The 22,026-nt window shown below is 68.4% G+C and carries 22 protein-coding genes; 21 read left to right on the top strand and 1 reads right to left on the bottom strand.

What is annotated here, in order from left to right; all coding sequences use genetic code 11:
• The first annotated feature begins 2 nt into the window (after positions 1-2).
• The 16 genes from WG902_RS08285 (at position 3) to WG902_RS08210 (ending at position 14,181) form a co-directional block, all read left to right on the top strand.
• On the top strand, positions 3-1,403 hold the full coding sequence (locus tag WG902_RS08285; RefSeq protein ID WP_340059546.1) for an efflux transporter outer membrane subunit: 1,401 nt from the start codon (positions 3-5) through the stop codon (positions 1,401-1,403).
• 140 nt (positions 1,404-1,543) lie between these two features.
• A complete protein-coding gene (locus WG902_RS08280) occupies positions 1,544-3,943 on the top strand; it encodes a 3-hydroxyacyl-CoA dehydrogenase/enoyl-CoA hydratase family protein (RefSeq protein WP_340060170.1) in 2,400 nt (799 codons plus the stop codon).
• A 79-nt stretch (positions 3,944-4,022) separates the two neighbouring features.
• The gene (locus tag WG902_RS08275; RefSeq protein ID WP_340059545.1) at positions 4,023-4,439 is read left to right on the top strand and encodes an endonuclease domain-containing protein; all 417 of its coding nucleotides are present in this window, start codon (positions 4,023-4,025) and stop codon (positions 4,437-4,439) included.
• A gap of 14 nt (positions 4,440-4,453) precedes the next feature.
• Complete coding sequence (locus WG902_RS08270) at positions 4,454-5,662, top strand: acetyl-CoA C-acyltransferase (RefSeq protein WP_340059544.1); 1,209 nt, start codon at positions 4,454-4,456, stop codon at positions 5,660-5,662.
• 111 nt (positions 5,663-5,773) lie between these two features.
• A complete protein-coding gene (locus WG902_RS08265; RefSeq protein WP_340059543.1) occupies positions 5,774-6,640 on the top strand; it encodes an alpha/beta hydrolase family protein in 867 nt (288 codons plus the stop codon).
• On the top strand, positions 6,637-7,446 hold the full coding sequence (locus WG902_RS08260; protein ID WP_340059542.1) for an acyl-CoA thioesterase: 810 nt from the start codon (positions 6,637-6,639) through the stop codon (positions 7,444-7,446). Before WG902_RS08265 ends, WG902_RS08260 begins: the two co-directional genes overlap by 4 nt.
• 5 nt (positions 7,447-7,451) lie before the next feature.
• Positions 7,452-8,189: an SDR family oxidoreductase gene (locus WG902_RS08255; protein WP_340059541.1), complete on the top strand. Its 738-nt coding sequence runs from the start codon at positions 7,452-7,454 to the stop codon at positions 8,187-8,189.
• Complete coding sequence (locus WG902_RS08250; protein ID WP_340059540.1) at positions 8,189-8,779, top strand: 2-hydroxychromene-2-carboxylate isomerase; 591 nt, start codon at positions 8,189-8,191, stop codon at positions 8,777-8,779. Before WG902_RS08255 ends, WG902_RS08250 begins: the two co-directional genes overlap by 1 nt.
• Positions 8,776-9,540, top strand: coding sequence for an enoyl-CoA hydratase (locus tag WG902_RS08245; protein ID WP_340059539.1), 765 nt, complete (start codon positions 8,776-8,778; stop codon positions 9,538-9,540). Before WG902_RS08250 ends, WG902_RS08245 begins: the two co-directional genes overlap by 4 nt.
• A 104-nt stretch (positions 9,541-9,644) precedes the next feature.
• A complete protein-coding gene (locus tag WG902_RS08240) occupies positions 9,645-10,481 on the top strand; it encodes an SDR family oxidoreductase (protein WP_340059538.1) in 837 nt (278 codons plus the stop codon).
• A gap of 101 nt (positions 10,482-10,582) precedes the next feature.
• Entirely contained in the window at positions 10,583-10,936 is a 354-nt protein-coding gene (locus WG902_RS08235) for a YciI family protein (protein ID WP_340059537.1), read from the top strand.
• Between the two features lie 107 nt (positions 10,937-11,043).
• Entirely contained in the window at positions 11,044-11,466 is a 423-nt protein-coding gene (locus tag WG902_RS08230; RefSeq protein WP_340059536.1) for a YciI family protein, read from the top strand.
• Positions 11,467-11,477: 11 nt separating this feature from the next.
• Positions 11,478-12,002 carry an SRPBCC family protein gene (locus tag WG902_RS08225; RefSeq protein ID WP_340059535.1) on the top strand — a complete coding sequence of 175 codons (525 nt, stop codon included), beginning with the start codon at positions 11,478-11,480 and terminating at the stop codon, positions 12,000-12,002.
• Positions 12,003-12,016: 14 nt separating this feature from the next.
• Positions 12,017-12,475 (top strand): SRPBCC family protein, encoded by a 459-nt coding sequence (locus WG902_RS08220; protein WP_340059534.1) that lies wholly within the window; start codon positions 12,017-12,019, stop codon positions 12,473-12,475.
• Positions 12,476-12,491: 16 nt separating this feature from the next.
• Positions 12,492-12,902 carry a VOC family protein gene (locus tag WG902_RS08215; RefSeq protein WP_340059533.1) on the top strand — a complete coding sequence of 137 codons (411 nt, stop codon included), beginning with the start codon at positions 12,492-12,494 and terminating at the stop codon, positions 12,900-12,902.
• Between the two features lie 16 nt (positions 12,903-12,918).
• Positions 12,919-14,181, top strand: coding sequence for an RNA polymerase sigma factor (locus tag WG902_RS08210; protein WP_340059532.1), 1,263 nt, complete (start codon positions 12,919-12,921; stop codon positions 14,179-14,181).
• 167 nt (positions 14,182-14,348) lie between these two features.
• Here WG902_RS08210 and WG902_RS08205 read toward each other — a convergent pair whose 3' ends face one another.
• Positions 14,349-14,921 (bottom strand): DUF2889 domain-containing protein, encoded by a 573-nt coding sequence (locus tag WG902_RS08205; protein WP_340059531.1) that lies wholly within the window; start codon positions 14,919-14,921, stop codon positions 14,349-14,351.
• 86 nt (positions 14,922-15,007) lie between these two features.
• Here WG902_RS08205 and WG902_RS08200 point away from each other — a divergent pair, with 86 nt between their 5' ends.
• From WG902_RS08200 to WG902_RS08180, 5 genes are all read left to right on the top strand, one after another.
• The gene (locus tag WG902_RS08200) at positions 15,008-17,686 is read left to right on the top strand and encodes an excinuclease ABC subunit UvrA (RefSeq protein WP_340059530.1); all 2,679 of its coding nucleotides are present in this window, start codon (positions 15,008-15,010) and stop codon (positions 17,684-17,686) included.
• Positions 17,687-17,752: 66 nt separating this feature from the next.
• Complete coding sequence (locus WG902_RS08195) at positions 17,753-18,676, top strand: adenylate/guanylate cyclase domain-containing protein (RefSeq protein ID WP_340059529.1); 924 nt, start codon at positions 17,753-17,755, stop codon at positions 18,674-18,676.
• 145 nt (positions 18,677-18,821) lie between these two features.
• A complete protein-coding gene (locus tag WG902_RS08190) occupies positions 18,822-19,475 on the top strand; it encodes a TetR/AcrR family transcriptional regulator (protein WP_340059528.1) in 654 nt (217 codons plus the stop codon).
• Complete coding sequence (locus tag WG902_RS08185; protein ID WP_340059526.1) at positions 19,472-20,359, top strand: SDR family oxidoreductase; 888 nt, start codon at positions 19,472-19,474, stop codon at positions 20,357-20,359. Before WG902_RS08190 ends, WG902_RS08185 begins: the two co-directional genes overlap by 4 nt.
• A complete protein-coding gene (locus WG902_RS08180; protein ID WP_340059525.1) occupies positions 20,359-22,017 on the top strand; it encodes an acyl-CoA carboxylase subunit beta in 1,659 nt (552 codons plus the stop codon). Before WG902_RS08185 ends, WG902_RS08180 begins: the two co-directional genes overlap by 1 nt.
• The last annotated feature ends 9 nt before the right edge of the window (positions 22,018-22,026 follow it).

Below are 22,026 nucleotides of genomic sequence, written 5' to 3'. Positions count from 1 at the left end.
GCATGCCCACCCGCTTACCGCAACGCCTGCTCCTGTCCGTGCTGACCGCCAGCCTGGTGCTGTCCGGTTGCGCCAACCTTGCGCCCAAGTACGACGTGCCCGCCGTTGACACGCCGGTTGCCTTCAAGGAGGGCCGCGGCGCCTGGGTGCTCGCCGCGCCCGCCGATACGTTGCAGCGCGGCCCCTGGTGGGAGCTGTTCGACGACCCCGTGCTGAACGGCCTGGCCGCGCAGGTCGAAGTGAACAACCAGAACGTGGCCGCCGCCGTCGCCGCGTATGCGCAGGCGAGGGCGCTCACGCGCGAGCAACGCGCCAGCCTGTTCCCGCAGGTCAACCTGGACGCCGGCGCCAACCGCAGCGGCACTGACCGCACCAGCGCCCGCAGCTACCAGGTCGGCATCGGGGTGAATTGGGAGCCGGACGTGTTCGGCCGGCTCGGCCTGGTCGTGCAGGGAGCGCGCAGTGGCGAGCAGGCGGCGCAGGCGGACCTGGCGGCGGCAACGCTGGCCGCGCAGGGCGAACTGGCCACTGCCTATTTCGGCCTGCGCGAGGCGGACGTGTTGAGCGGATTGCTGACGGAGATCATCGTCGGCTTGCGCCGGGCGCTGCAGATCACGCAGAACCGCTACGCAGCCGGCGTCGTGGCGCGCACCGACGTGTTGCAAGCCGAGGGCCAGCTGGCCAATGCCGAGGCGGAGCTGCTCACGCAGGCGAGCCAGCGCGCGACGTTCGAGCACGCGATCGCCGTGCTGATCGGCAAGGCGCCGGCCCACTTCAGCCTCGCCGTCGACCCGAACTGGAACGTCAGCGTGCCCCTCATCCCGCCGGAAGTGCCGTCCACGCTGCTGCAGCGCAGGCCGGACATCGCGGCCGCCGAACGCCGCGTGGAACAGGCCAACGCGCAGATCGGCATCCAGCGTGCCGGCTACTTTCCCAGCTTCAACCTGACGGGGTCGATCGGGCGCAGCGCAGCGAGCATCGGCGAGCTGTTCAGCGTGTCGGGGCTCGTCTGGGCCGTCGGGGCGTCGCTGGCGCAGATGCTGTTCGACGCTGGCGCCACCACCGCGCGGGTCGACCAGGCCAGGGCGGCGCTGGAGCAGGCCGCGGCGCGCTATCGGCAGGCGGTGCTGGCCGCGTTCCAGGATGTCGAAGACCAGCTGGTGGCGCTGCGCATCCTGTCGGAGCAGCAGGTGCTGCGCCTGCAGGCCAGCCAGGCATTGGCCCTCGTGGAGCAGCAGGTGCTGAACCGCTACCAGGCCGGGCAGGTGAACTACACCGAGGTGATCACCGCGCAGAGCAATGCGGCGACGTCGCGGCGCGCGCTCGTGCAGTCGCAGATCGACCGGCAGCTGGCGGCCGTGGCGTTGATCCAGGCGCTGGGGGGTGGGTGGCGGGGGCTGTGACCACGCCCAAGCTGGCGCTCGTGGGGGTGCCCCCACCCCAACCCTCCCCCGGAGGGGGAGGGAGAAAGCCAATCATGTACAAAGACCAAGATGAACGCCCCGGCACCGCGCCTGCGGCGACCGATGGGAAGGCCAAGACAATGAACCGCTTCCAGGTAAAAAAAGTCGCCGTCCTCGGCGCCGGCGTGATGGGTGCGCAGATCGCCGCGCACCTGGTCAACGTCAAGGTGCCCGTGGTGCTGTTCGACCTGCCGGCCAAGGAAGGCCCGAAGAACGGCATCGTCACCAAGGCCGTCGAAGGGCTGAAGAAGCTCAAGCCGTCGCCGCTGGGCGTGCCGGAGGACGCATCGCTGATCCAGCAGGCCAACTACGAAGAGCACATGGCGCTGCTCGGTGAGTGCGACCTCATCATCGAGGCCATCGCCGAGCGCATGGACTGGAAGCTGGACCTGTACAAGAAGGTCGCGCCGCATATTGCCACGCACGCGATCGTGGCGTCCAACACCTCCGGCTTGTCGATCACCAAGCTGTCCGAGGCGCTGCCCGATGCGCTGAAGCCGCGCTTCTGCGGCATCCACTTCTTCAATCCGCCGCGCTACATGCAGCTGGTGGAACTGATCCCCACGCCGACGACCGACGCCACTATCCTGGACCAGCTGGAGACCTTCGTCACCAGCGGCCTGGGCAAGGGCGTGGTGCGCGCCAAGGACACCCCGAACTTCATCGCCAACCGCGTCGGCATCTCCGGCATGCTGGGCACGATGCGCGAGGTGGAGAAGTTCGGCCTCACGTACGACGTGGTCGACGACCTGACGGGCAAGAAGATGGGCCGCGCCTCCAGCGGCACCTTCCGCACGGCGGACGTGGTGGGCCTGGACACGATGGCGCACGTCATCAAGACGCTGCAGGACACGCTGTCGCCCGAGACCGACCCGTTCTACGAAAGCTTCGGCACGCCGCCGGTGTTGAAGAAGCTGCTGGAGCTGGGCAACCTGGGGCAGAAGAGCAAGGCGGGCTTCTACAAGAAGGTGGGGCGCGACATCCTGCGCTTCGAGCTGGACAGCGAGGAATACATCCCCGCCGGCCAGAAGTCCGACGAGGTGTATAGCCGCATGCTCAAGAAGCCGGCCGCCGAGCGGCTGAAGTTGCTGCGCAACAGCACGGGCGCGCAGGGCCAGTTCCTCTGGTCCATCCTGCGCAACGGCTTTCATTACGCCGCCGTGCACCTGGCCACCATCGCCGACACCGCGCGCGACGTCGACCAGGCCATGCGCTGGGGCTTCGGCATGAAGCAGGGCCCGTTCGAGCTGTGGCAGGAGGCGGGTTGGCTGCAGGTGGCGCAGTGGATCAAGGAAGACATCGATGCGGGCAAGGCGCTGTCCAAGGCGCCGTTGCCAGCGTGGGTGTTCGAAGGTCCTGTCGCCAAGGCGGGTGGTGTGCACACCGCCGAAGGCTCGTTCAATCCCACCACGGGCAAGTTCGAGCCGCGCCGCGTGCTGCCGGTGTACGAGCGCCAGCTGTTCCCCGAGATGCTGCGCGGCGAGGGCGGTACGCGCTTCGACAAGGCGGGCACCACGCTGCACGATGACAAGAACATCCGCCTGTGGACGCTGGACCAGGAAGTGCTGATCGTCAGCCTCAAGACCAAGATGCACACCATCAGCCCGGAGGTGTGCGAGGGCCTGATGCAGGCGGTGGAACTGGCCGAGAAGGATTACCAGGGCATGGTGATCTGGTCCGGCGACGATCCGTTCAGCGCGGGCGCTGACCTGGAGTCGACGCTGCCGGCGTTCATCGCGGTGGGCATTGCGGCGATCGAGGATGCCGAAGGGTTCATGCAGCAGACGATGCTGCGGTTGCGGTATGCCGCGGTTCCCGTCGTCTCCGCGATTCGCGGTCTGGCGTTGGGTGGCGGCTGCGAGCTGGGCTTGTATTCGGCCAGGCGTGTGGTGGCGATGGAGAGCTACATCGGTTTCGTCGAGGTGGGCGTGGGCCTGGTGCCGGGCGCGGGCGGCCTGACCTACATCGCGCGCCGGGCTGCGGAGAATGCTGCGTTCAGTACCGACAAGGACTTGTTGAAGTACCTGACCGAGGGCTTCACCGCCGCCGCGATGGCGAAGGTGGGCACGAGCGCGATCGAGTCGCGCAAGCTCGACTACCTGCTGGACAGCGACATCATCGTTCCGCACAAGGACGAACTGCTCTATGTGGCGTTGCAGCAGGCGAAGTCTCTCTATGACGCCGGGTATCGACCGCCGCATCGGCGTCAGTTCCCGGTAGCGGGGCGCAGCGCCAAGGCCACGATCCAGGGGCAGTTGGTGAACCTGCGCGACGGCGGGTTCGCGAGCCGGCACGACTTTCACATTGCTTCTCTCATAGCGAATGTCGTCACCGGCGGAGATGTCGACGCGAACACGCTGGTGACCGAGGAGTACCTGATGACCCTGGAGAGGCGGGCGTTCTGCGAGCTGGTGCAGCATCCGAAGACGCAGGAGCGGATCTTGGGGATGTTGAGTACGGGGAAGCCGGTGAGGAACTAGCCCGACGTGCCTCTCTCTTCCTCCCTCCCCCTCCGGGGGAGGGCCGGGGAGGGGGCGCTGGGGGCGCAGAACAATTGCCATGCGAAGCCAAGCCTTTTCAACCACGCACACCAATGCTCGCGCACTGCGTGCGGGGATGACGGATTCGGAGCGCAAGCTCTGGTCCCGGCTTCGCATGGAACAACTGGGCGTGAAGTTCCGGCGCCAGCATCCCCTTGGAAACTACATCGCGGATTTCGCTTGCCTGGATCCCAAGCTGATCGTCGAACTCGATGGTTCGCAGCATGCAGATCAAGTCGCTTATGACCTCAAGCGGGAAGCGTTCTTCCGTGAGAAGGGCTTTGCGGTGCTGCGGTTTGCGACGGACGAACCTTTCAAGAACATCGATGGCGTGCTGACTGTCATCGCTGATCAATTGCAGATGGCGCGCGCCTCCGCCGCCCCCAGCGCCCCCAGCGCCCCCTCCCCAGCCCTCCCCCGGAGGGGGAGGGAGTAGACAGAGAGAACCTCATGACCAAACAAATCCAGGACGCCTACATCGTCGCCGCCACCCGCACCCCCATCGGGCGCTCGCACCGCGGCTTCTTCCGTAACACCCGGCCGGACGACCTGCTGGCGACAGTGCTCAGATCTGCACTGGCCCAGGTCCCCGGCCTCGACCCGCACGCCATCGAAGACATCATCTGCGGCTGCGCGATCCCCGAAGGGCCGCAAGGGCTCAACGTCGCGCGGATCGGCGCCGTGCTGGCGGGCCTGCCCAAGAGCGTGGGCGGCATCACGGTCAACCGCTTCTGCGCTTCCGGCCTCGCCGCGGTGCAGATGGCCGCCGACCGCATCCGCGTGGGCGAAGCCGACGTGATGATCGCGGCTGGCACCGAGAGCATGAGCATGGTGCCGATGATGGGCAACTCGCCGTCGCTGTCGCCCACGATCTTCTCCAACCCCGACGACATCGAAAGCTACGGCATCGCCTACGGCATGGGCCTGACGGCCGAGAAGGTCGCGCAGCAGTGGAAGGTGAGCCGCGACGCGCAGGACGAGTTCGCCTACCGCTCGCACATGAAGGCGGTCGCTGCCATGAAGGCCGGCGAGTTCGCCGCCGAGATAACGGAAGTGGAAGTGGCCGAGCGCTCGCTCGACCTCGAGTCGGCCGACGTCTCCATCTCCACGCGCAAGGTGGCACTCGACGAGGGCGCGCGGCCCGACACCACGGTGCAGACGCTCGGCAAGCTCAAGCCCGTGTTCGCCGCGCGCGGCAGCGTGACAGCGGGCAACAGCTCGCAGACCTCCGATGGCGCCGGCGCGCTGATCCTGTGCAGCGAAGCCGCCATCAAGCGCTTCGGCCTGAAGCCGCTGGCCCGCTTCGTAAGCTACGCCAGCCGCGGCGTGCCGCCGCACATCATGGGCATCGGCCCGATCGAGGCGATCCCCGCGGCGCTCAAGTCCGCCGGGCTGAAGCACCAGGACATCGACTGGATCGAGCTGAACGAAGCCTTCGCCGCGCAGTCGCTGGCGGTGATCGAAACGCTGGGGCTGGATGCCAGCAAGGTCAACCCCATGGGCGGCGCGATCGCGCTGGGCCACCCCCTCGGCGCCACCGGCGCCATCCGATCCGCCACCGTGGTGCATGCGCTGCGCCGCAAGAACCTGAAGTACGGGATGGTGACGATGTGCGTGGGGATGGGGCAGGGGGCGGCGGGGATTTTCGAGAGGGTTTGAGTGAATTCCTCCCTCCCCCTCTGGGGGAGGGAAGGGGTGGGGGCGCACCGCCGAGCGCCCCCACCCTAACCCTCCCCCAGAGGGGGAGGGAACAAGACAAGAGGAGAGCCAATGCAAAGCATCACTCTGAAATCGGACAGCGCCCCCATCGCCGCCCGCGTCTTCGAGCCCGCCGGCCTCCTCGAAGGCAACGTCGTCATCGGCGGCGCAATGGGCGTGCGGCAGTCCTACTACGAGCCCTTCGCCGAGTGGCTGGCAAGCCAGGGCTGGCGCGTCACCACCTTCGACTACCGCGGCAGCGGTGATTCCGCCCCCAAGACACTCAAGGGCTACAAAGCCGACCTGTTCGACTGGACCCGCGACTACGCCGCCGCCATCGACCACGCGCACGCGGCACTCCCCGGCGCACCGCTCTACCTGGTCGGCCACAGCCTCGGCGCGCAACTCCCTGGACTGCTCGAAAACCAGGACAAGGTCAGCGGCCTCCTCAGCATCGCCGCCGGCAGCGGCTACTGGCGCGAGAACGCGCCGAAGCTCAAGCGCGTCGTTCCCTACTTCTGGTTCGTGCTCGTACCGATCGCAACGAAACTCTGCGGTTACTTCCCCGGTCGCGCACTGCGCAAGGTGGGCGACCTGCCGACCGGCGTCGTCATGCAATGGCGCAAGTGGTGCCTCAATCCGCGCTACAGCGTCGGGGCCGAGGGCGAATCGGCGCGACGGTCGTATGCGAGCGTGCGTTTCCCGGTGCTGGCGCTCTCCATCACCGACGACGAACTGATGACGCTGCAAGGCACGCGCAGCCTGTTCGACCTGTACGAGAACGCGCCACGCCAGATCGAGCGCATCGGCCCCACCGAACTCGCGCTGCGCCGCATCGGCCACTTCGGCCCCTTCCGCGCCGAGCAGGAAACGCGGCTCTGGCCCCGCATGGCCGCCTGGCTGCGCGACATGGCCGCACCGGCGAGGGTCGCAGCATGAGCACGCCGCACGTCTTCGACACCGCGATCGCGTTGCAGCCGCAAGGCGACGGCGTGTTCGCCGGCAGCACCAGCCCCGCCTACGCCAACATGATCGGACCGTTCGGCGGCATCACCGCGGCACAGGTGCTCAACGCGGTGTTGCTGCATCCGGATCGGCTCGGTGACCCCATCGCACTGACCATCAATTTCGCCGGGCCGGTGGCGGACGGGCCGTTCACGATCCGCCCGCGCGCCGCGCGCACCAACCGCTCCACCCAGCACTGGACGGTGGAGCTGCTGCAGGGCGATGAAGTGCTGGTGACCGCCACCGTGTTCACGGCCGTCAGGCGCGACACCTGGACCGGCGACGAATCGCAGATGCCAGACGTGCCGCGCGCGCCAGAGGTCCCGGTGACGCCGCGGCACGGCGTCGAATGGCTGCGTCGCTACGAGATGCGCTTCCTGGAAGGATCCATCCCGGCGAAGTGGGATGGGGCGGTGCGCGACGAGAGCCTCTCGCGCATGTGGGTGCGCGACCACCCGCCGCGCCCGCTGGACTACCCGTCGCTCACCGCGCTGTCCGACGTGTTCTTCCCGCGCATCTGGCTGCGGCGCGCGACCTTCGTCCCGATAGGCACCGTCAGCATGACGGTCTACTATCACGCGGACGCCGCCCAGCTCGCGGCCGCCGGCACCAGCCACCTTTTGATCCAGGCGCAGGGCCAGGGCTTCGGCGGCGGCTATTTCGACCACGCCGGCCAGCTGTGGGATGAACAGGGTACGCTGCTGGCCACGACGCACCAGCTCGTCTACTACAAGGAGTGAGCTCCATGGCAGGAGAAACCGCGCGCCCCGTCGCGCTGGTCGTCGGCGCCGGTGACGCCACAGGCGGCGCCATCGCGCGGCGCTTTGCCCGCGGCGGCTTCACCGTGTGCGCGGTGCGCCGCAACCTCGACAAGCTGCAGCCGCTGCTGGACCAGATCCGCGCGGACGGCGGCCAGGCGCACGGGTTCGCCTGCGACGCACGCGACGAGGACGCCGTCAACGCGCTGTTCGACGACATCGAAAGCCGCATCGGCCCGGTGGAGGTGTTCGTCTTCAACATCGGCGCCAACGTCGCGACCAGCGTCCTGGACGAGACGGCGCGCAAGTACTTCAAGATCTGGGAGATGGCGTGCTTCGCCGGCTTCCTGACCGCGCGCAAGGCGGCCCGCTGCATGGCGCCGCGCGGCAAGGGCACGATGCTGTTCACCGGCGCCACCGCTTCGCTGCGCGGCTCGGCCAACTTCGCCGCGTTCGCCGGCGCCAAGCACGCGCTGCGCGCGCTGGCGCAGAGCCTGGCGCGCGAGCTCGGCCCGCGCGGCATCCACGTGGGGCACGTCGTGATCGACGGCGCCATCGACACCGAGTTCATCCGCTCCAACTTCCCCGAGCGCTACGCGCTCAAGGAGCAGGAAGGCATCCTCAACCCCGACCACATCGCCGACGCCTACTGGATGCTGCACACGCAGCCGCGCGATGCCTGGACCCACGAAATGGACCTGCGGCCCTGGATGGAGAAATTCTGATGACCAAAGCAGTGGAGTTCTACTTCGACGTCGGCAGTCCCGCCGCCTACCTGGCCTGGACGCAGTTGCCGCGCATCGCGCAGGAGATGCACGCCGAGATCGAGTACCGGCCTTTCTTGCTGGGCGGCGTGTTCCAGGCCACCGGCAATCGGTCCCCGACGGAAGTGCCCGCCAAGGGCCAGTACATGCAGGACGACCTGGCGCGTTTCGCGCGGCGGTATGGTGTGGAGTTTCGCCACAACCCGCACTTTCCCATCAACACGCTGACGCTGATGCGCGGCGCGATCGGCCTGCAGATGCGCGAGCCCGCGCGCATGCAGGCTTATGTGGATGCCGTGTACCGCGCCATCTGGGTGGAAGCGAAGAACATGAACGATCCGGCCACGGTGGCCGAAGTGCTGCAGAAGGCCGGCTTCGATGTCGACAAGCTGCTGGCGCTGGCGTCCGACCCGTCGGTCAAGGATCAATTGAAGGTGCAGACGCAGGACGCGGTGTCCCGCGGCGTGTTCGGCGCGCCCACCTTCTTCGTCAACAACCAGATGTTCTGGGGCCAGGACCGCCTGGACTTCATCAAGGAAGCATTGCAATGACCGAAATCCTCGTGCACGCCGAAGCCGGCGTCATGACCATCACCCTCAACCGGGTGGAGCGCAAGAACTCCATCACCTCCGACATGTACGGCGCCATGGCCGACGCCCTCGAACGCGCGCTCGGCGACGATGCGGTGCGGGTGGTGCTGTTCCAGGGCCACGAGACGGTGTTCTCGGCGGGCAACGACATCGGCGACTTTCTCCACAAGCCGCCGGCCGGCAGTGACTCGCCCGTGTTCCGCTTCCTGCACGGCATCGCCTCGTTTCCGAAGCCCTTGCTGGCTTCGGTGTGCGGCCCGGCCGTCGGCGTCGGGACCACGATGCTGTTCCACTGCGACCTGGTCTATGCCGGCGACAACGCTGCGTTCTCGATGCCGTTCGTGAACCTGGGCTTGTGTCCGGAAGCGGCGTCGTCGCTGCTGGTGCCGCAGATGCTGGGTTACCACCGCGCGGCGGAGGCGCTGATGCTGGGCGAGCCGTTCATGGCCGAAGCGGCGCTGGAGGTGGGCCTGGTCAACCGCGTGCTGCCGCCGACCGAAGCCAACAACTACGCCAACGCCCAGGCCCGCAAGCTCGCCGCCAAGCCGATCTCCAGCCTGGTCGAGACCAAGCGCCTGATGAAGAAGGGGCTGCAGCCGCAGGTGCTGCAGCAGATGCAGGACGAAGGCGAAAGTTTCCGCCGCCTGCTCGTGGCGCCGGCGGCGAAAGAGGCGTTCACGGCTTTCATGGAGAAGCGGAAGCCGGATTTTTCGAAGACGTAAGGCACGCATCGTAGGCCGGGTTGCCGCAGGCACCCCGGCATCGCAAGCGCCACGCCGGGGTGCCTTCGGCAACCCGGCCTACGGGGACAACGGGGAACATTTTCATGAATCTGCGCGGCAAGACCCTCTTCATCACCGGCGCCTCCCGCGGCATCGGCCTGGCCATCGCCAAGCGTGCGGCTGCCGACGGTGCCAACATCGTCATCGCCGCCAAGTCGGCCGAGCCCAACCCCAAACTGCCGGGGACCATCTACAGCGCCGCCGAAGAGATCCGCGCGGCCGGGGGCCAGGCGCTGCCGGTGCAGGTGGACATCCGCGAGGAGGAACAGGTGCGCGTAGCCATCGCGCAAGCAGTGCTCACCTTCGGCGGCATCGACATCCTGGTCAACAACGCCAGCGCCATCAGCCTCACCGGCACCGACCAGACGCCGATGAAGCGCTTCGACCTCATGCACGGGGTCAACGCGCGCGGCACCTACCTGTGCACGCAGGCCTGCCTGGCCGAGTTAAAGAAGTCGGCGGCCGCCGGACGCAACCCGCACGTGCTGACCATGTCGCCGCCGCTGTCGATGAAGACGCACTGGTTCGCGCCGCACACCGCCTACACCATGGCCAAGTACGGCATGAGCATGTGCACGCTGGGTCACGCCGGCGAGTTCCGCGAATTCGGCATCGCCGTCAACAGCCTGTGGCCGCGCACGGCCATCGCCACGGCCGCACTTCAGATGATCCCGGGCGTGGATTTGAAGGCCTGCCGCACGCCGGAGATCCTGGCCGATGCGGCGTACCTGGTGCTGACGTCCGATGCGAAGGACCAGCGCAACACCGGCAACTTCTACATCGACGACACGCTGCTGGCCGCGCATGGGCAGACGGACCTCGATCGCTATGCGGTGACGCCGGGGAACCGGAAGTTCATTCCCGACTTCTTCGTCGATTGAGGGTGTGTGTCGGGGTGCCTTCGGCAACCCGACCTACGGGGACGACGGCGGGCGGTAGGTCGGGTTGCCGAAGGCACCCCGACGCCCCTATCATCCCGTCCATGGCCTACATGCTCCTCATCCTGGAAGACCCGGCTCAACGCGGCACGCGCACGCGCGAGGAAGGGGAGGCGCTGTTCGAACGGATGGTGCAGTTCGGCAGCAAGCTGAAGCAGCAGGACAAGCTACTCGCCACCGAGTCGCTGGCCGCGCAGTCCAAGGGCGCGCGGGTGCAGGTGCGCGGCGGCAAGTCACAGGTGCTGGACGGCCCCTTCGCCGAAGCCAAGGAAATGGTCGGTGGCTTCTTCCTGTTGAACTGCGCGACGCGGGAGGAGGCGGTGGCCATCGCCCGGACCTGCCCCGCCGCCGAGTGGGCGACGGTGGAGGTCAGGGAAACCGCGCCCTGCTATTTGTAAGTTTTCCGCGCCGACGGCCCAGCCATGTCGATTCGGCGCCTTCTCCTTCGTCGTACCCGTAGAAGCCGCCGAAACGGCCGCTTCGACCCACTTCCGAAGGAGATGCCATGCGCTTCATGATCATCGTCAAGGCCACCGCGGACAGCGAGGCCGGCCGCTTCCCGCCGAATCCGGAACCCCTGTTCCAGGCCATGGCCACGTACCACGAGGAGCTGTCGCGCGCCGGCGTGCTGCTCGACGCGTCCGGCCTGCAGCCCAGCAGCAAGGGCTGGCGCGTGCAGTACGACGGCGCCAGGCGCAAGATCACGGACGGCCCCTTCACGGAAAGCAAGGAGCTGATCGCCGGCTACACCCTGATCCAGACGCGCACGCGCGACGAAGCGGTCGAGTGGTCCCGCCGCTTCCCAAATCCCGTCGGCGACGGCGCCTCCTGCCACATCGAGGTGCGGCAGCTGTACGAGATGGAAGACTTCGACGGCCTCGTCGAGGAAAAGACCGCGGAGCGCTTTCGCGCGATGGAAAAGAAGTGAAGGGGGCGGCCATGTGGAAAACCATCGCCCTCGTCGCCGCGGCCGGCATCGCGGCCGTGCTCGCGTACGCGGCAACGCGTCCGGACACCTTCCGCGTGGCGCGTTCCGCCACCGTGCAGGCGCCGCCCGAAAAGCTGCACGCGCTGATCAACGACCTGCACGCTTTCAACACGTGGAACCCGTTCGAGAAGGGCGACCCGCGCAACCGCGGCGAATACAGCGGTCCGCAGGCCGGCCCCGGCGCCACCTACGTGTTCGGTGGCGGCTCGGCCGGTGACGGCACCCTGCGCATCCTGGACTCGACGCCCACGCACGTGCGGATGGAGCTGCACATGGTCAAGCCGATGGAGGCGCGCAACGTGGTGCAGTTCATGCTGCAGCCGCGCGGAAACGCGACCGACGTCACCTGGCAGATGGAGGGCGCCAACCCCTTCCTCGGCAAGTTGATCCATGTCTTCCTGGACATGGACCGCATGGTGGGCGGCCAATTCGAATCCGGCCTGGCCGATCTCAAGCAGCGCGCCGAGCGCACCTGAAGGAGCATCCGGACATGGACACTGCCGCGAGCGAAGCCGGGCGCGAACTCGCCACCAGCCGGGTGCTGCCGTTCCAGCGCGGGGACGTCTACCTGGCCATTGCGGATGCGCAGCGGCTGGCGCGCTGGTGGGGACCGGAAGGTTTCACCAGCACCACAGAGCGTTGCGACTTCCAGCCCGGCGGGCACTGGCGCTTCACCTTCCACGGACCGGATGGCAAGGACTATCCCAACCACAACATCTTCGTGCTGATCGAGCCGGCGCGCCGCGTGGTCATCCGGCACGAAGACCCCACCCACGGCTTTCGCCTGACGATCAGCCTGCAGCACGAAGGCCAGGGCACGCGCGTGGGCTGGCAGCAAGTCTTCGACGACCCTGGCGAGCGCGACCGCATGGCGCCCATCTGCATCCCGGCCAACGAACAGAATCTCGACCGGCTGCACGCCGAAGTCGCGTCGCGGGTCACCGCCTGAACATCGGAGAAAACAAATGGCACGCAAGATCTTCGTCAACCTGCCCATCAAGAACATGGAGCGTGCGCGCACGTTCTTTGGCGCACTGGGCTTTTCCTTCAACCCCCAGTTCAGCAACGAACAGGGCGCCTGCATGGTCGTCGCCGACGACATCTTCGTGATGCTGCTGGTGGAGCCTTTCTTCCAGACCTTCATCAAGAAGCCCATCTCCGACGCGAAGAAGTCCACCGAGGTGCTGGTGTGCCTGTCGTGCGAAAGCCGCGACGAAGTGGATGCGCTGGTGAAGAAGGCCGTCGCCGCCGGCGGCACCGCGCCCAATGCCAGGCAGGACCACGGCTTCATGTACGCCCACGGCTTCGAGGACCTGGACGGCCACGTCTGGGAGCTGGTGTGGATGGATCCGAACGCGGTGCCCCCGCAGGCTTGAGCGCGGACTGCCCGGGATGCATTCGGCCACGCACCAGGCGATCGCGGCGGTCTGGCGCATCGATGCGGCCCGCATCGTGGCCGTCGTCGCACGCATGGTGCGCGACATCGGCGCCGCCGAGGAACTGGCGCAGGACGCACTGGTCGCCGCGCTGGAGCACTGGCCACGCGACGGCATTCCCGACAATCCCGCGGCCTGGCTCATGACCACCGCGAAGCGCCGCGCGCTCGACCACTTGCGGCGAGCCAGGATGCTGGACGACAAGCACCAGGAGATCGGCCACGACCTCGAAGCGCAGGAGGCGCTGGTGGTGCCGGACTTCGTCGATGCGCTCGATGCCGCGCGGCAGGACGACATCGGCGACGACCTGCTGCGGCTGATCTTCACGGCGTGCCACCCGGTGCTGTCGACGGAGGCGCGGGTGGCGCTGACGCTCAAGTTGCTGGGCGGGCTGACCACGCACGAGATCGCGCGTGCGTATCTCGTGCCGGAGCCCACGATTGCGCAGCGCATCGTGCGCGCCAAGCGCACGCTTGGCGAGGCCCGCATTCCTTACGAGGTGCCGCGCGGGGAAGAGCTCGCGCAACGGCTGGCCTCCGTGCTGGAAGTCGTCTACCTGGTGTTCAACGAGGGCTATACGGCCACCGCCGGCAGCGACTGGATGCGGCCCGAGCTGGCGCAGGAGGCTTTGCGGCTGGGCCGGATGCTGGCCGAGATCGCGCCCCAGGAGCCGGAGGTGCACGGGCTGCTGGCGTTGATGGAGTTGCAGGCTTCCCGGATGCAGGCGCGCACGGATGCGCAAGGGCGGCCGATCCTGCTGGCCGACCAGGATCGCTCGCGCTGGGACCCCCTGTTGATCCGCCGCGGGTCGGCCGCGCTTTCGCGGGCCGAAGCGCTGGGTGGCGCACGCGGCATGTATGCGCTGCAGGCAGCGATTGCGGCTTGCCATGCGCGCGCGGCGACCAGTGCGCAGACGGACTGGACGCGCATCGCCGCGCTTTATGGCGAATTGGCGCAAGTGGCGCCATCCCCGGTGGTGGAGCTGAATCGCGGCGTTGCCGTCGGCATGGCCGAAGGACCGGCGGCGGGCCTGGCGATCATCGACCGGCTTGCAGAGGAGAAGAGCCTGCGGCAGTACCAGTGGCTGCCGAGCGTGCGGGGGGATTTGCTGGAGAAGCTGGGGCGGCGGGAGGAGGCGAGGGCGGAGTTCTTGCGCGCGGCGGAGTTGGCGGGGAATGCGCGGGAGCGGGAGCTGTTGCTGCGGCGCGCCGGGGTGTGAATTGTCGGGGTGCGCCTGCGGCGCGGCCCCACCTACGGGATCAATGAATTGTCGGGGTGCGCCTGCGCGCAACCCGACCTACGGGTCAACGAACTGTCCGCGTGCACCTGCGCGCAAAACGACGGTCACTCGTAGGCCGGGTTGCCGAAGGCACCCCGGCATTCGTTTCAACCGTCCTTCTTCCGATAAAACACCGGCGCCAACCGCTGCACCACCGGCCCATCGAACGCCCACGTCATGCACTGCCCCATGTAGAACGGCGGCTTGCCATCCACCGGCGTGTCGTCCTTGCGGCCCGCCTCGGTGGCGCGATGGTGCGGAATCATCTGGAACGCCGCGGTGGCCGCGTTGAACACCAGCTCACGCAAATGGGTGCAACCGCCGACGCCACCGATGGCGCCCTCGATCTTCTTGCGCCAGCCGGGACCCATCGTCAGGCCCACCAGCTTCTGCATCGGCTCAGCAGCGGGCTGGTGGCATTCCTGGAACGGCACGTTCACCACGCCCGTCTGCACCGCCCGGATGGTGAAGCGATCGTCCACCGTCAGCCGCACCTGCAGCAGGTGCACCGGTTCGCCCGCCGGCAACACGCCGCGCTCGCGCATCACGATGTCGTTCGCCTTGGTGTCGCTGAGCTGGCAGTCGATGTCCCACAGCCCGTCTTCGCGCAGGAAGCCTTCGAAGCTGATCCGGCGCGTGTGGATGGGGCGGCGGGACACGGGGGCGGGCAAGCTCGACATCCCGCCATCTTAGGGCGTGCCGCTCCTACAGTCTTTTCCGACGCCTCCCACGGCCCGCGCAGGGCCGCGGCTCTACCGTGGGTCGAATGGGCAAAGAACGCAAGAACAGCATCCAGGCGCCGGAGCCGGAAGCGACACAGCCCGAGCCGCAGCGCCAGCGCGGCTTCGTGCGCGTGCGCGGTGCGCGCGAACACAACCTGAAAGACGTCGACGTCGACATCCCCCGCGACGCGCTGGTGGTGTTCACCGGCGTGTCCGGCTCCGGCAAGTCCTCGCTCGCCTTCGGCACGGTGTACGCCGAGGCGCAACGGCGCTACCTCGAATCCGTCTCGCCCTACGCACGGCGCCTGATCGACCAGGCCGGCGTGCCCGACGTCGATTCCATCGAGGGCCTCCCGCCGGCCGTCGCCCTGCAGCAGCAGCGCGGCACGCCGAGCACGCGGTCCTCGGTCGGCAGCGTGACGACGATCTCCAGCCTGCTGCGCATGCTGTATTCGCGCATCGGCCACTATCCGCCCGGCCAGCCGATGCTGTACGCGGAGGACTTCTCGCCCAACACGCCGCAGGGTGCGTGCCCCGAATGCCACGGCCAGGGACGCGTGTACGACGCGACGGAGGCGTCGATGGTGCCGGACGATTCACTGTCGATTCGCGAGCGCGCCATCGCCGCGTGGCCGCCGGCCTGGCACGGGCAGAACCTGCGCGACATCCTCGTGACCCTGGGCTACGACGTGGACACGCCGTGGCGCGACATGCCGCGCAAGGTGCGCGAGTGGGTCCTGTTCACCGAGGAGACGCCGACCGTGCCGGTCTACCCCGGCTTCACGCCGAAGGAAACGAAGGCCGCGCTGCGCAGCAAGACCGAACCGGCGTACATGGGCACCTTCACCAGCGCCCGCAGCTACGTGCTGAACACCTTCGCCACCTCCCAGAGCGCGATGATGAAAAAGCGCGTGTCGAACTACATGGTCAGCACTCCCTGCCCCGTGTGTGCCGGCAAGCGGCTGAAGCCCGAGGCCCTGTCCGTCACCTTCGCCGGTTACGACATCGGGGAGCTGTCGCGCTTGCCCATCGAGGAGCTGGTAAAGATCCTGCAGCCCGCGGCGGACGGCCGCCTGCAGGACGTGGCCACTGCCGGCGACACGATCACCCGCGCGGCCTCCCGGCAGGCGACCCGCTCGCGGGTTGCGCACGGCGGCAACGCGCATGCCGGTGCGCCGGACGTGCGCCTGACCTCCGGCGTGTCGGAGGAAAAGCGGATCGCCGCGCAACGGCTGGCGCACGACCTGCTCGCGCGCGTGCAGACGTTGGAGCAGCTCGGCCTGGGCTATCTCTCGCTGGACCGCACGACGCCGACGCTGTCACCGGGTGAGCTGCAAAGGCTGCGACTGGCGACGCAGCTCGGCTCGCATTTGTTCGGCGTGATCTACGTGCTGGATGAACCCTCTGCCGGCTTGCACCCCGCCGACGGCGAGGCCTTGCTGCAGGCGTTGAAGCGCTTGAAGGCCAGCGGCAATTCGGTCTACATCGTGGAACACGACCTGTCGCTGATGCGAGAGGCCGACTGGCTGGTGGACGTCGGCCCGGAAGCCGGCGAGCGCGGCGGCCGCGTGCTGTACAGCGGTCCTCCCGAAGGCCTGGCGCGGGTGGAGGAGTCGCAGACGCGCCGCCACCTGTTCGACGAGGTGGCCGCACCGCACCGGGATCTGCGCCGGGCACGCGGCTGGCTCAAGCTGCGAGGCGTCACGCGCAACAACCTGCAGGGCCTGGACGCGGAATTCCCCGTGGGCTGCCTGACCGCCGTCACCGGCGTGTCCGGCTCCGGCAAGTCCACGCTGGTCACGCGCGCGCTGCTGGAACTGGTGGCGCAGCACTTGGGCAGCGACCTGCCCGATGGCGAGGAGGATGCCGACGATGCGTTCGAGCCGAGCGCCCGCGACGGCACGTGGTCCGGCCACCTGGCGGGCGACACCGGCGCGATCCGCAGGCTGGTGCAGGTGGACCAGAAGCCGATCGGCCGCACCCCACGGTCCAACCTGGCGACCTACACCGGCTTGTTCGACACCGTGCGCAAGCTCTTCGCCGCCACGCCGGCGGCCCGCAAGCGCCGCTACGATCCCGGCCGCTTCTCGTTCAACGTGCCCAAGGGCCGCTGCGAAACCTGCGAAGGCGAGGGCTCGGTGTCGGTCGAACTGCTGTTCATGCCCAGCGTTTATGCGCCGTGCCCCACGTGCCATGGTGCGCGCTACAACGCGCAGACGCTGGAGATCCGCTTCAACGACAAGAGCATCGCCGACGTGCTGGGCATGACAGTGGAGGAGGCGGCCGCCTTCTTTGCCGACGAGCCGGCCGTGCTGCGGCCGCTGCAGGTGCTGCTGGACATCGGCCTGGGCTACCTGCGCCTCGGCCAGCCGGCCACCGAGCTGTCGGGCGGCGAAGCGCAGCGCATCAAGCTGGCCACCGAACTGCAGCGCACGCACCGCGGCGACACCTTGTACGTGCTCGACGAGCCGACCACCGGCCTGCACCCGGCCGATGCGGACCGGCTGATGGCGCAGCTGCAGCGGCTGGCCGACGAGGGCAACACGGTGGTGGTGGTGGAGCACGAGATGCGCGTGGTGGCCCAGAGCGACTGGGTCATCGACATGGGGCCGGGCGCCGGCGTGCAAGGCGGCCGCATCGTTGCCGCCGGCGTGCCGGCCGACGTCGCCGCCTCGCGCGCGAGCCGCACGGCGCCGTATTTGAAGCGGGTGCTGCCTTCGTAACGGCCTGAAGCCGTAACCCAGGCTACGGTGCGGCCCTTAGCCCTTCCGCGCTAAACTCCCCGGAGCATGAGCTCCAACACCACGGTGATGTTCGCCGACCTGAGTGGCAGCACGAGCGTCTTCGAGGCGCTCGGCAACGATGCCGCTACCCAGGCGGTGCGATCGCTCACCGACTGGGTGGGCCGCACGTGCGAACAGCACGAAGGCCGCGTCATCAAGTACATGGGCGACGGCGTGCTGGCCCTGTTCGCGCGGGCCGGCGACGCCATGGACGCCGTCGTGCTGATGCAGCGCCATCACGCCCGGCGCAAGGAGCAGCGCGGCCCCATCCACCAGATGCAACTGCAGGTCGGCCTGGCCAGCGGCGACGTGGTGGAAGTGTCGGGCGACTGCTTCGGCGACGCCGTGAACGTGGCCGCACGCCTGTCCGATCTGGCCGGCCACGCCGAAATCCTGGTGACCGACACCGTGGTTCGGCAGCTGCCGGGCCCACCGCCGGGCGTGCGCTTCCACGACATGGGGCTGGTGCCCATCCGTGGCAAGAGCAGCGAGCAGCGCGTGTTCCGCATCGAATGGCACGAGGACACCTCCACCGAGATGATGACCCTGCCGGCGTCCGCCGCACCGATGACCGGCCTGCGGCGCAAGCCCACGGCGGAAGGCTCGCTCATGCTGCGCTACCTCGACCTGGCCCACGAATTTTCGGCCGACGACATGCCGGTGCACCTGGGCCGGGCCCGGGAGGCGGAGTTCCCGGTGCAGGACCCGCGGGTGTCGCGGCTGCACGCGCGCATCGACTGGCGCGGCAACGGTTTCACGCTGGTGGACTTGAGCAGCAACGGCACCTGCGTGCGCTTTTCCGGAGCGTCCACCGAGGTGCGGCTGCGGCGCGACGAGTGCGTGCTGCACGCCAGTGGCGAGATCGCGCTGGCGGCGGACTTCGGGGATTTCACCACCCCGACGGTGATGTTCGAGCTGAAGACGAAGTAGGGCACGTCGGGGTGCGGCGCCGCCGCAACCCGACCTACGGATGTTTCGGCGTAGGTCGGGTTGCCGAAGGCACCCCGACGGCCTCCATCAATTTCACCAAGCACCCGCTTGCCGTAATTCAACGCCTCTGCTATGGTCCTGTGCCATGCACGCCGCCGCATCCGTCGCCGCCCCGGCCAAGCGCCCGCGCGGCCGGCCGCGCAAGACCGTCGACGAGCGCGATGACGGCAACCGGCGGCGCATCGTGTTGCGGCACGCGGCGCGCCTGTTCCGCCGCAACGGCTTCGACGCGACCAGCACCCGCGACATCGCCGCCGCCGCCGGCATGCGCAGTGGCTCGCCCTTCTACCACTTCAAGAGCAAGCAGGCCCTGCTGTTTGCCGTGATGGAAGAGGGCATGCGCTCGGCGCTGCAGCAGCAGCGCGACGCGATGGCGCTCGCCGGCATGGAAGCGCTGGAGCCTGCGGCGCAGTTGCGGCTGCTGGTGCGCAACCATTTCGAAAACCTGTTCGGCGCCGGCAACGACTTCATCCCGGTGATGCTGTACGAGCAGCGCTCCATCACGCGCGCCCAGCGCGCCACTCTCGCGGCGCTGCAAGGCGCGTACGAGGGCGACTGGGAGCCGGTGCTGCGGGCGCTGCACGCGGCCGGCCGGCTGCGCGCCGACGTCAAGCTGGCGCGCCTGATGATCTTCGGTGCATTGAACTGGTCGGTGCAGTGGTTCGACCGCCGCGGCGAGGCGACCCTGGACGACCTGGCCGATGCCGCACTGTCCCTCTTCCTCGCGGAGGCTCCATGACTGCGTCCTATCGCTCCGTGTTCCGGCCCGGCCTGTTCGCCGGCCGCACGATCCTGGTGACCGGCGGCGGATCGGGCATCGGCCGCTGCACCGCGCACGAACTCGCCTCGCTCGGCGCCCACGTGGTGCTGCTCGGCCGAAAGCTCGACAAGCTGCAGCACGCCGCCAGCGAGATCGTCGTCGACGGCGGCCGCTGCAGCTTCCACGCCTGCGACATCCGCGACGAGCAGGCGGTGCAGGACGTGGTCCAGGCCATCGTGGTCGCGCACGGTCGCATCGACGGGCTGGTCAACAACGCGGGCGGCCAGTACATCACGCCGCTGGAGAAGATCAGCGCCAAGGGGTGGGACGCGGTGGTGGCCACCAACCTCACCGGCGGCTTCCTGGTGGCACGCGAGTGCTACGTGCAGTCGATGCAGGCGCACGGCGGCGCCATCGTCAACATCGTCGCGGACATCTGGGGCTCCATGCCGGGCATGGGCCACAGCGGCGCGGCGCGCGCCGGCATGGTGAGCTTCACGGAAACCGCGGCCCTGGAATGGGCGAAGAGCGGTGTGCGCGTGAACGCCGTGGCGCCCGGCTACATCGCTTCCAGCGGCATGGACCATTACCCACCCGAGGCGGGGGCGATGTTGCGCGAGATGCGCGAGACGGTGCCGGCGGGCCGTTTCGGCAACGAGTCCGAGACATCGGCCGGCATCGCCTTCCTGCTGTCGCCGGCGGCGGCCTTCATCAGCGGCAGCGTGCTGCGCATCGATGGTGCGCGGCCCCAGGTGCGCATGGGCTGGGGCCAGGTGGCCGCGTCGCCAGACGCGCAGCAGCGCGACGCGGTCAAGCCCTTCGACGGCTTCCATCGCTACGTCGCGCCCAAGGTGCTCGGCTGATGAAGTTCCGCTCCACCTGGAACGTGCAGGGCAGCGTCGCGCAGCAGCGGCGCGACGCGATGCTGCAGCGCATCGGCCAGCTTCGGGCGCTGGAGCAGCGCGCCGCCGACCAGTCGGCACAGGCGCGCGCGGTGTTCGACAAGCGCGGCCAGTTGTTGCCGCGCGAGCGCGTCGGCCTGCTGCTGGACCCCGGTGCGCCCTTCCTGCCCTTGTGCTCGCTGGCCGGCTACCTGCAGGACACGAAAGAGGTCGAGGCCTCCGTGCCCGGCGGCGGCATGATCGCCGGCATCGGTTTCGTGCGCGGCGTGCGCTGCATGGTGGTGGCCAGCGACTCGGGCATCGACGCCGGCGCCATCCAGGCGATGGGACTGGACAAGATCCTGCGCGTGCAGGAGATCGCCTTGCAGAACCGCCTGCCCTTCCTGCACCTGGTGGAGAGTGCCGGCGCCAACCTGATGAAGTACCGGGTGGAGGGCTTCGTGCATGGCGGCGCCCTGTTCCGCAATCTCGCGCGGCTGTCCGCGGCGGGCATCCCGGTGATCACGGTGCAGCATGGCTCGGGGACCGCGGGCGGGGCGTACATGCCGGGGCTGAGCGACGTGGTGATCATGGTGCGCGGCCGCTCCCGCGCCTTCCTCGCCGGACCGCCGTTGTTGATGGCGGCGACGGGGGAGGTGGCGACCGAGGAGGAGCTGGGTGGGGCGGAGATGCACACCGGGGTGTCGGGGCTGGGGGAGTATCTGGCCGAGGATGATCGGGAGGCGCTGGGGACGGCGCGGGAGGTTGTGGCTCGCTTGGGGAGCGCCCCCACCCCAACCCTCCCCCAGAGGGGGAGGGGGCAAGACAGAAATCTCCCTCCCCCTCTGGGGGAGGGTTGGGGTGGGGGCGCTTCGTCGAGAGAAGAACTCTTGACCCTCATCCCCCCCAACCTCCGCGAACCCGTCGACATGCGCGAAGTGATCGTCCGTCTCGCAGACGACGCAACGCTGCTCGAATTCAAATCCCTCTACGGCGCCGCCACCGTCTGCGCCCAGGCCAGCGTCGGCGGCCACGCGGTCGGCTTCATCAGCAACAACGGCCCCATCGACGTGGCCGGGGCCAACAAGGCGACGCACTTCATCCAGTGGATGTGCCAGCTCGGCCACCCCATCATCTACTTGCAGAACACCACCGGCTACATGGTCGGCAAGGACAGCGAGCAGGGCGGGATGATCAAGCACGGCAGCAAGATGATCCAGGCGGTGACGAATGCGACGGTGCCGCAGCTCACCATCCAGTGCGGCGCATCCTTCGGCGCGGGCAACTACGGCATGTGCGGCCGCGGCTACGCGCCGCGCTTCCTTTTCAGCTGGCCCAGCGCGAAGACGGCGGTGATGGGCGGCGAGCAGGCCGCGCGCACGATGCAGATCGTGACCGAGGCCGCGCTGGCACGCAAGGGCATCACCTCCGACCCCGCGCAGTCGCAGGCGCAATTCGACAAGATCGTCGGCGTCTTCGAGTCGCAGGCCGACCCGTTCTACACCTCGGGCCTGCTGCTGGACGACGGCGTGATCGACCCGCGCGACACCCGCGCGGTGCTGGCCTTCTGCCTGGACACGATCGCGGAAGCGCAGGACAAGACCGTGCGGCCGATGCAGTTCGGCGTCGCGCGCATGTGAGGAGACGAA

Origin of the sequence: Ramlibacter sp. PS3R-8 (assembly GCF_037572435.1) — a bacterium.
In the GTDB taxonomy this organism is placed as follows: Bacteria; Pseudomonadota; Gammaproteobacteria; order Burkholderiales; family Burkholderiaceae_C; genus Ramlibacter.
Note: the sequence above shows the minus strand (reverse complement) of the source record. Positions and strands in the feature narration are given on the sequence as shown.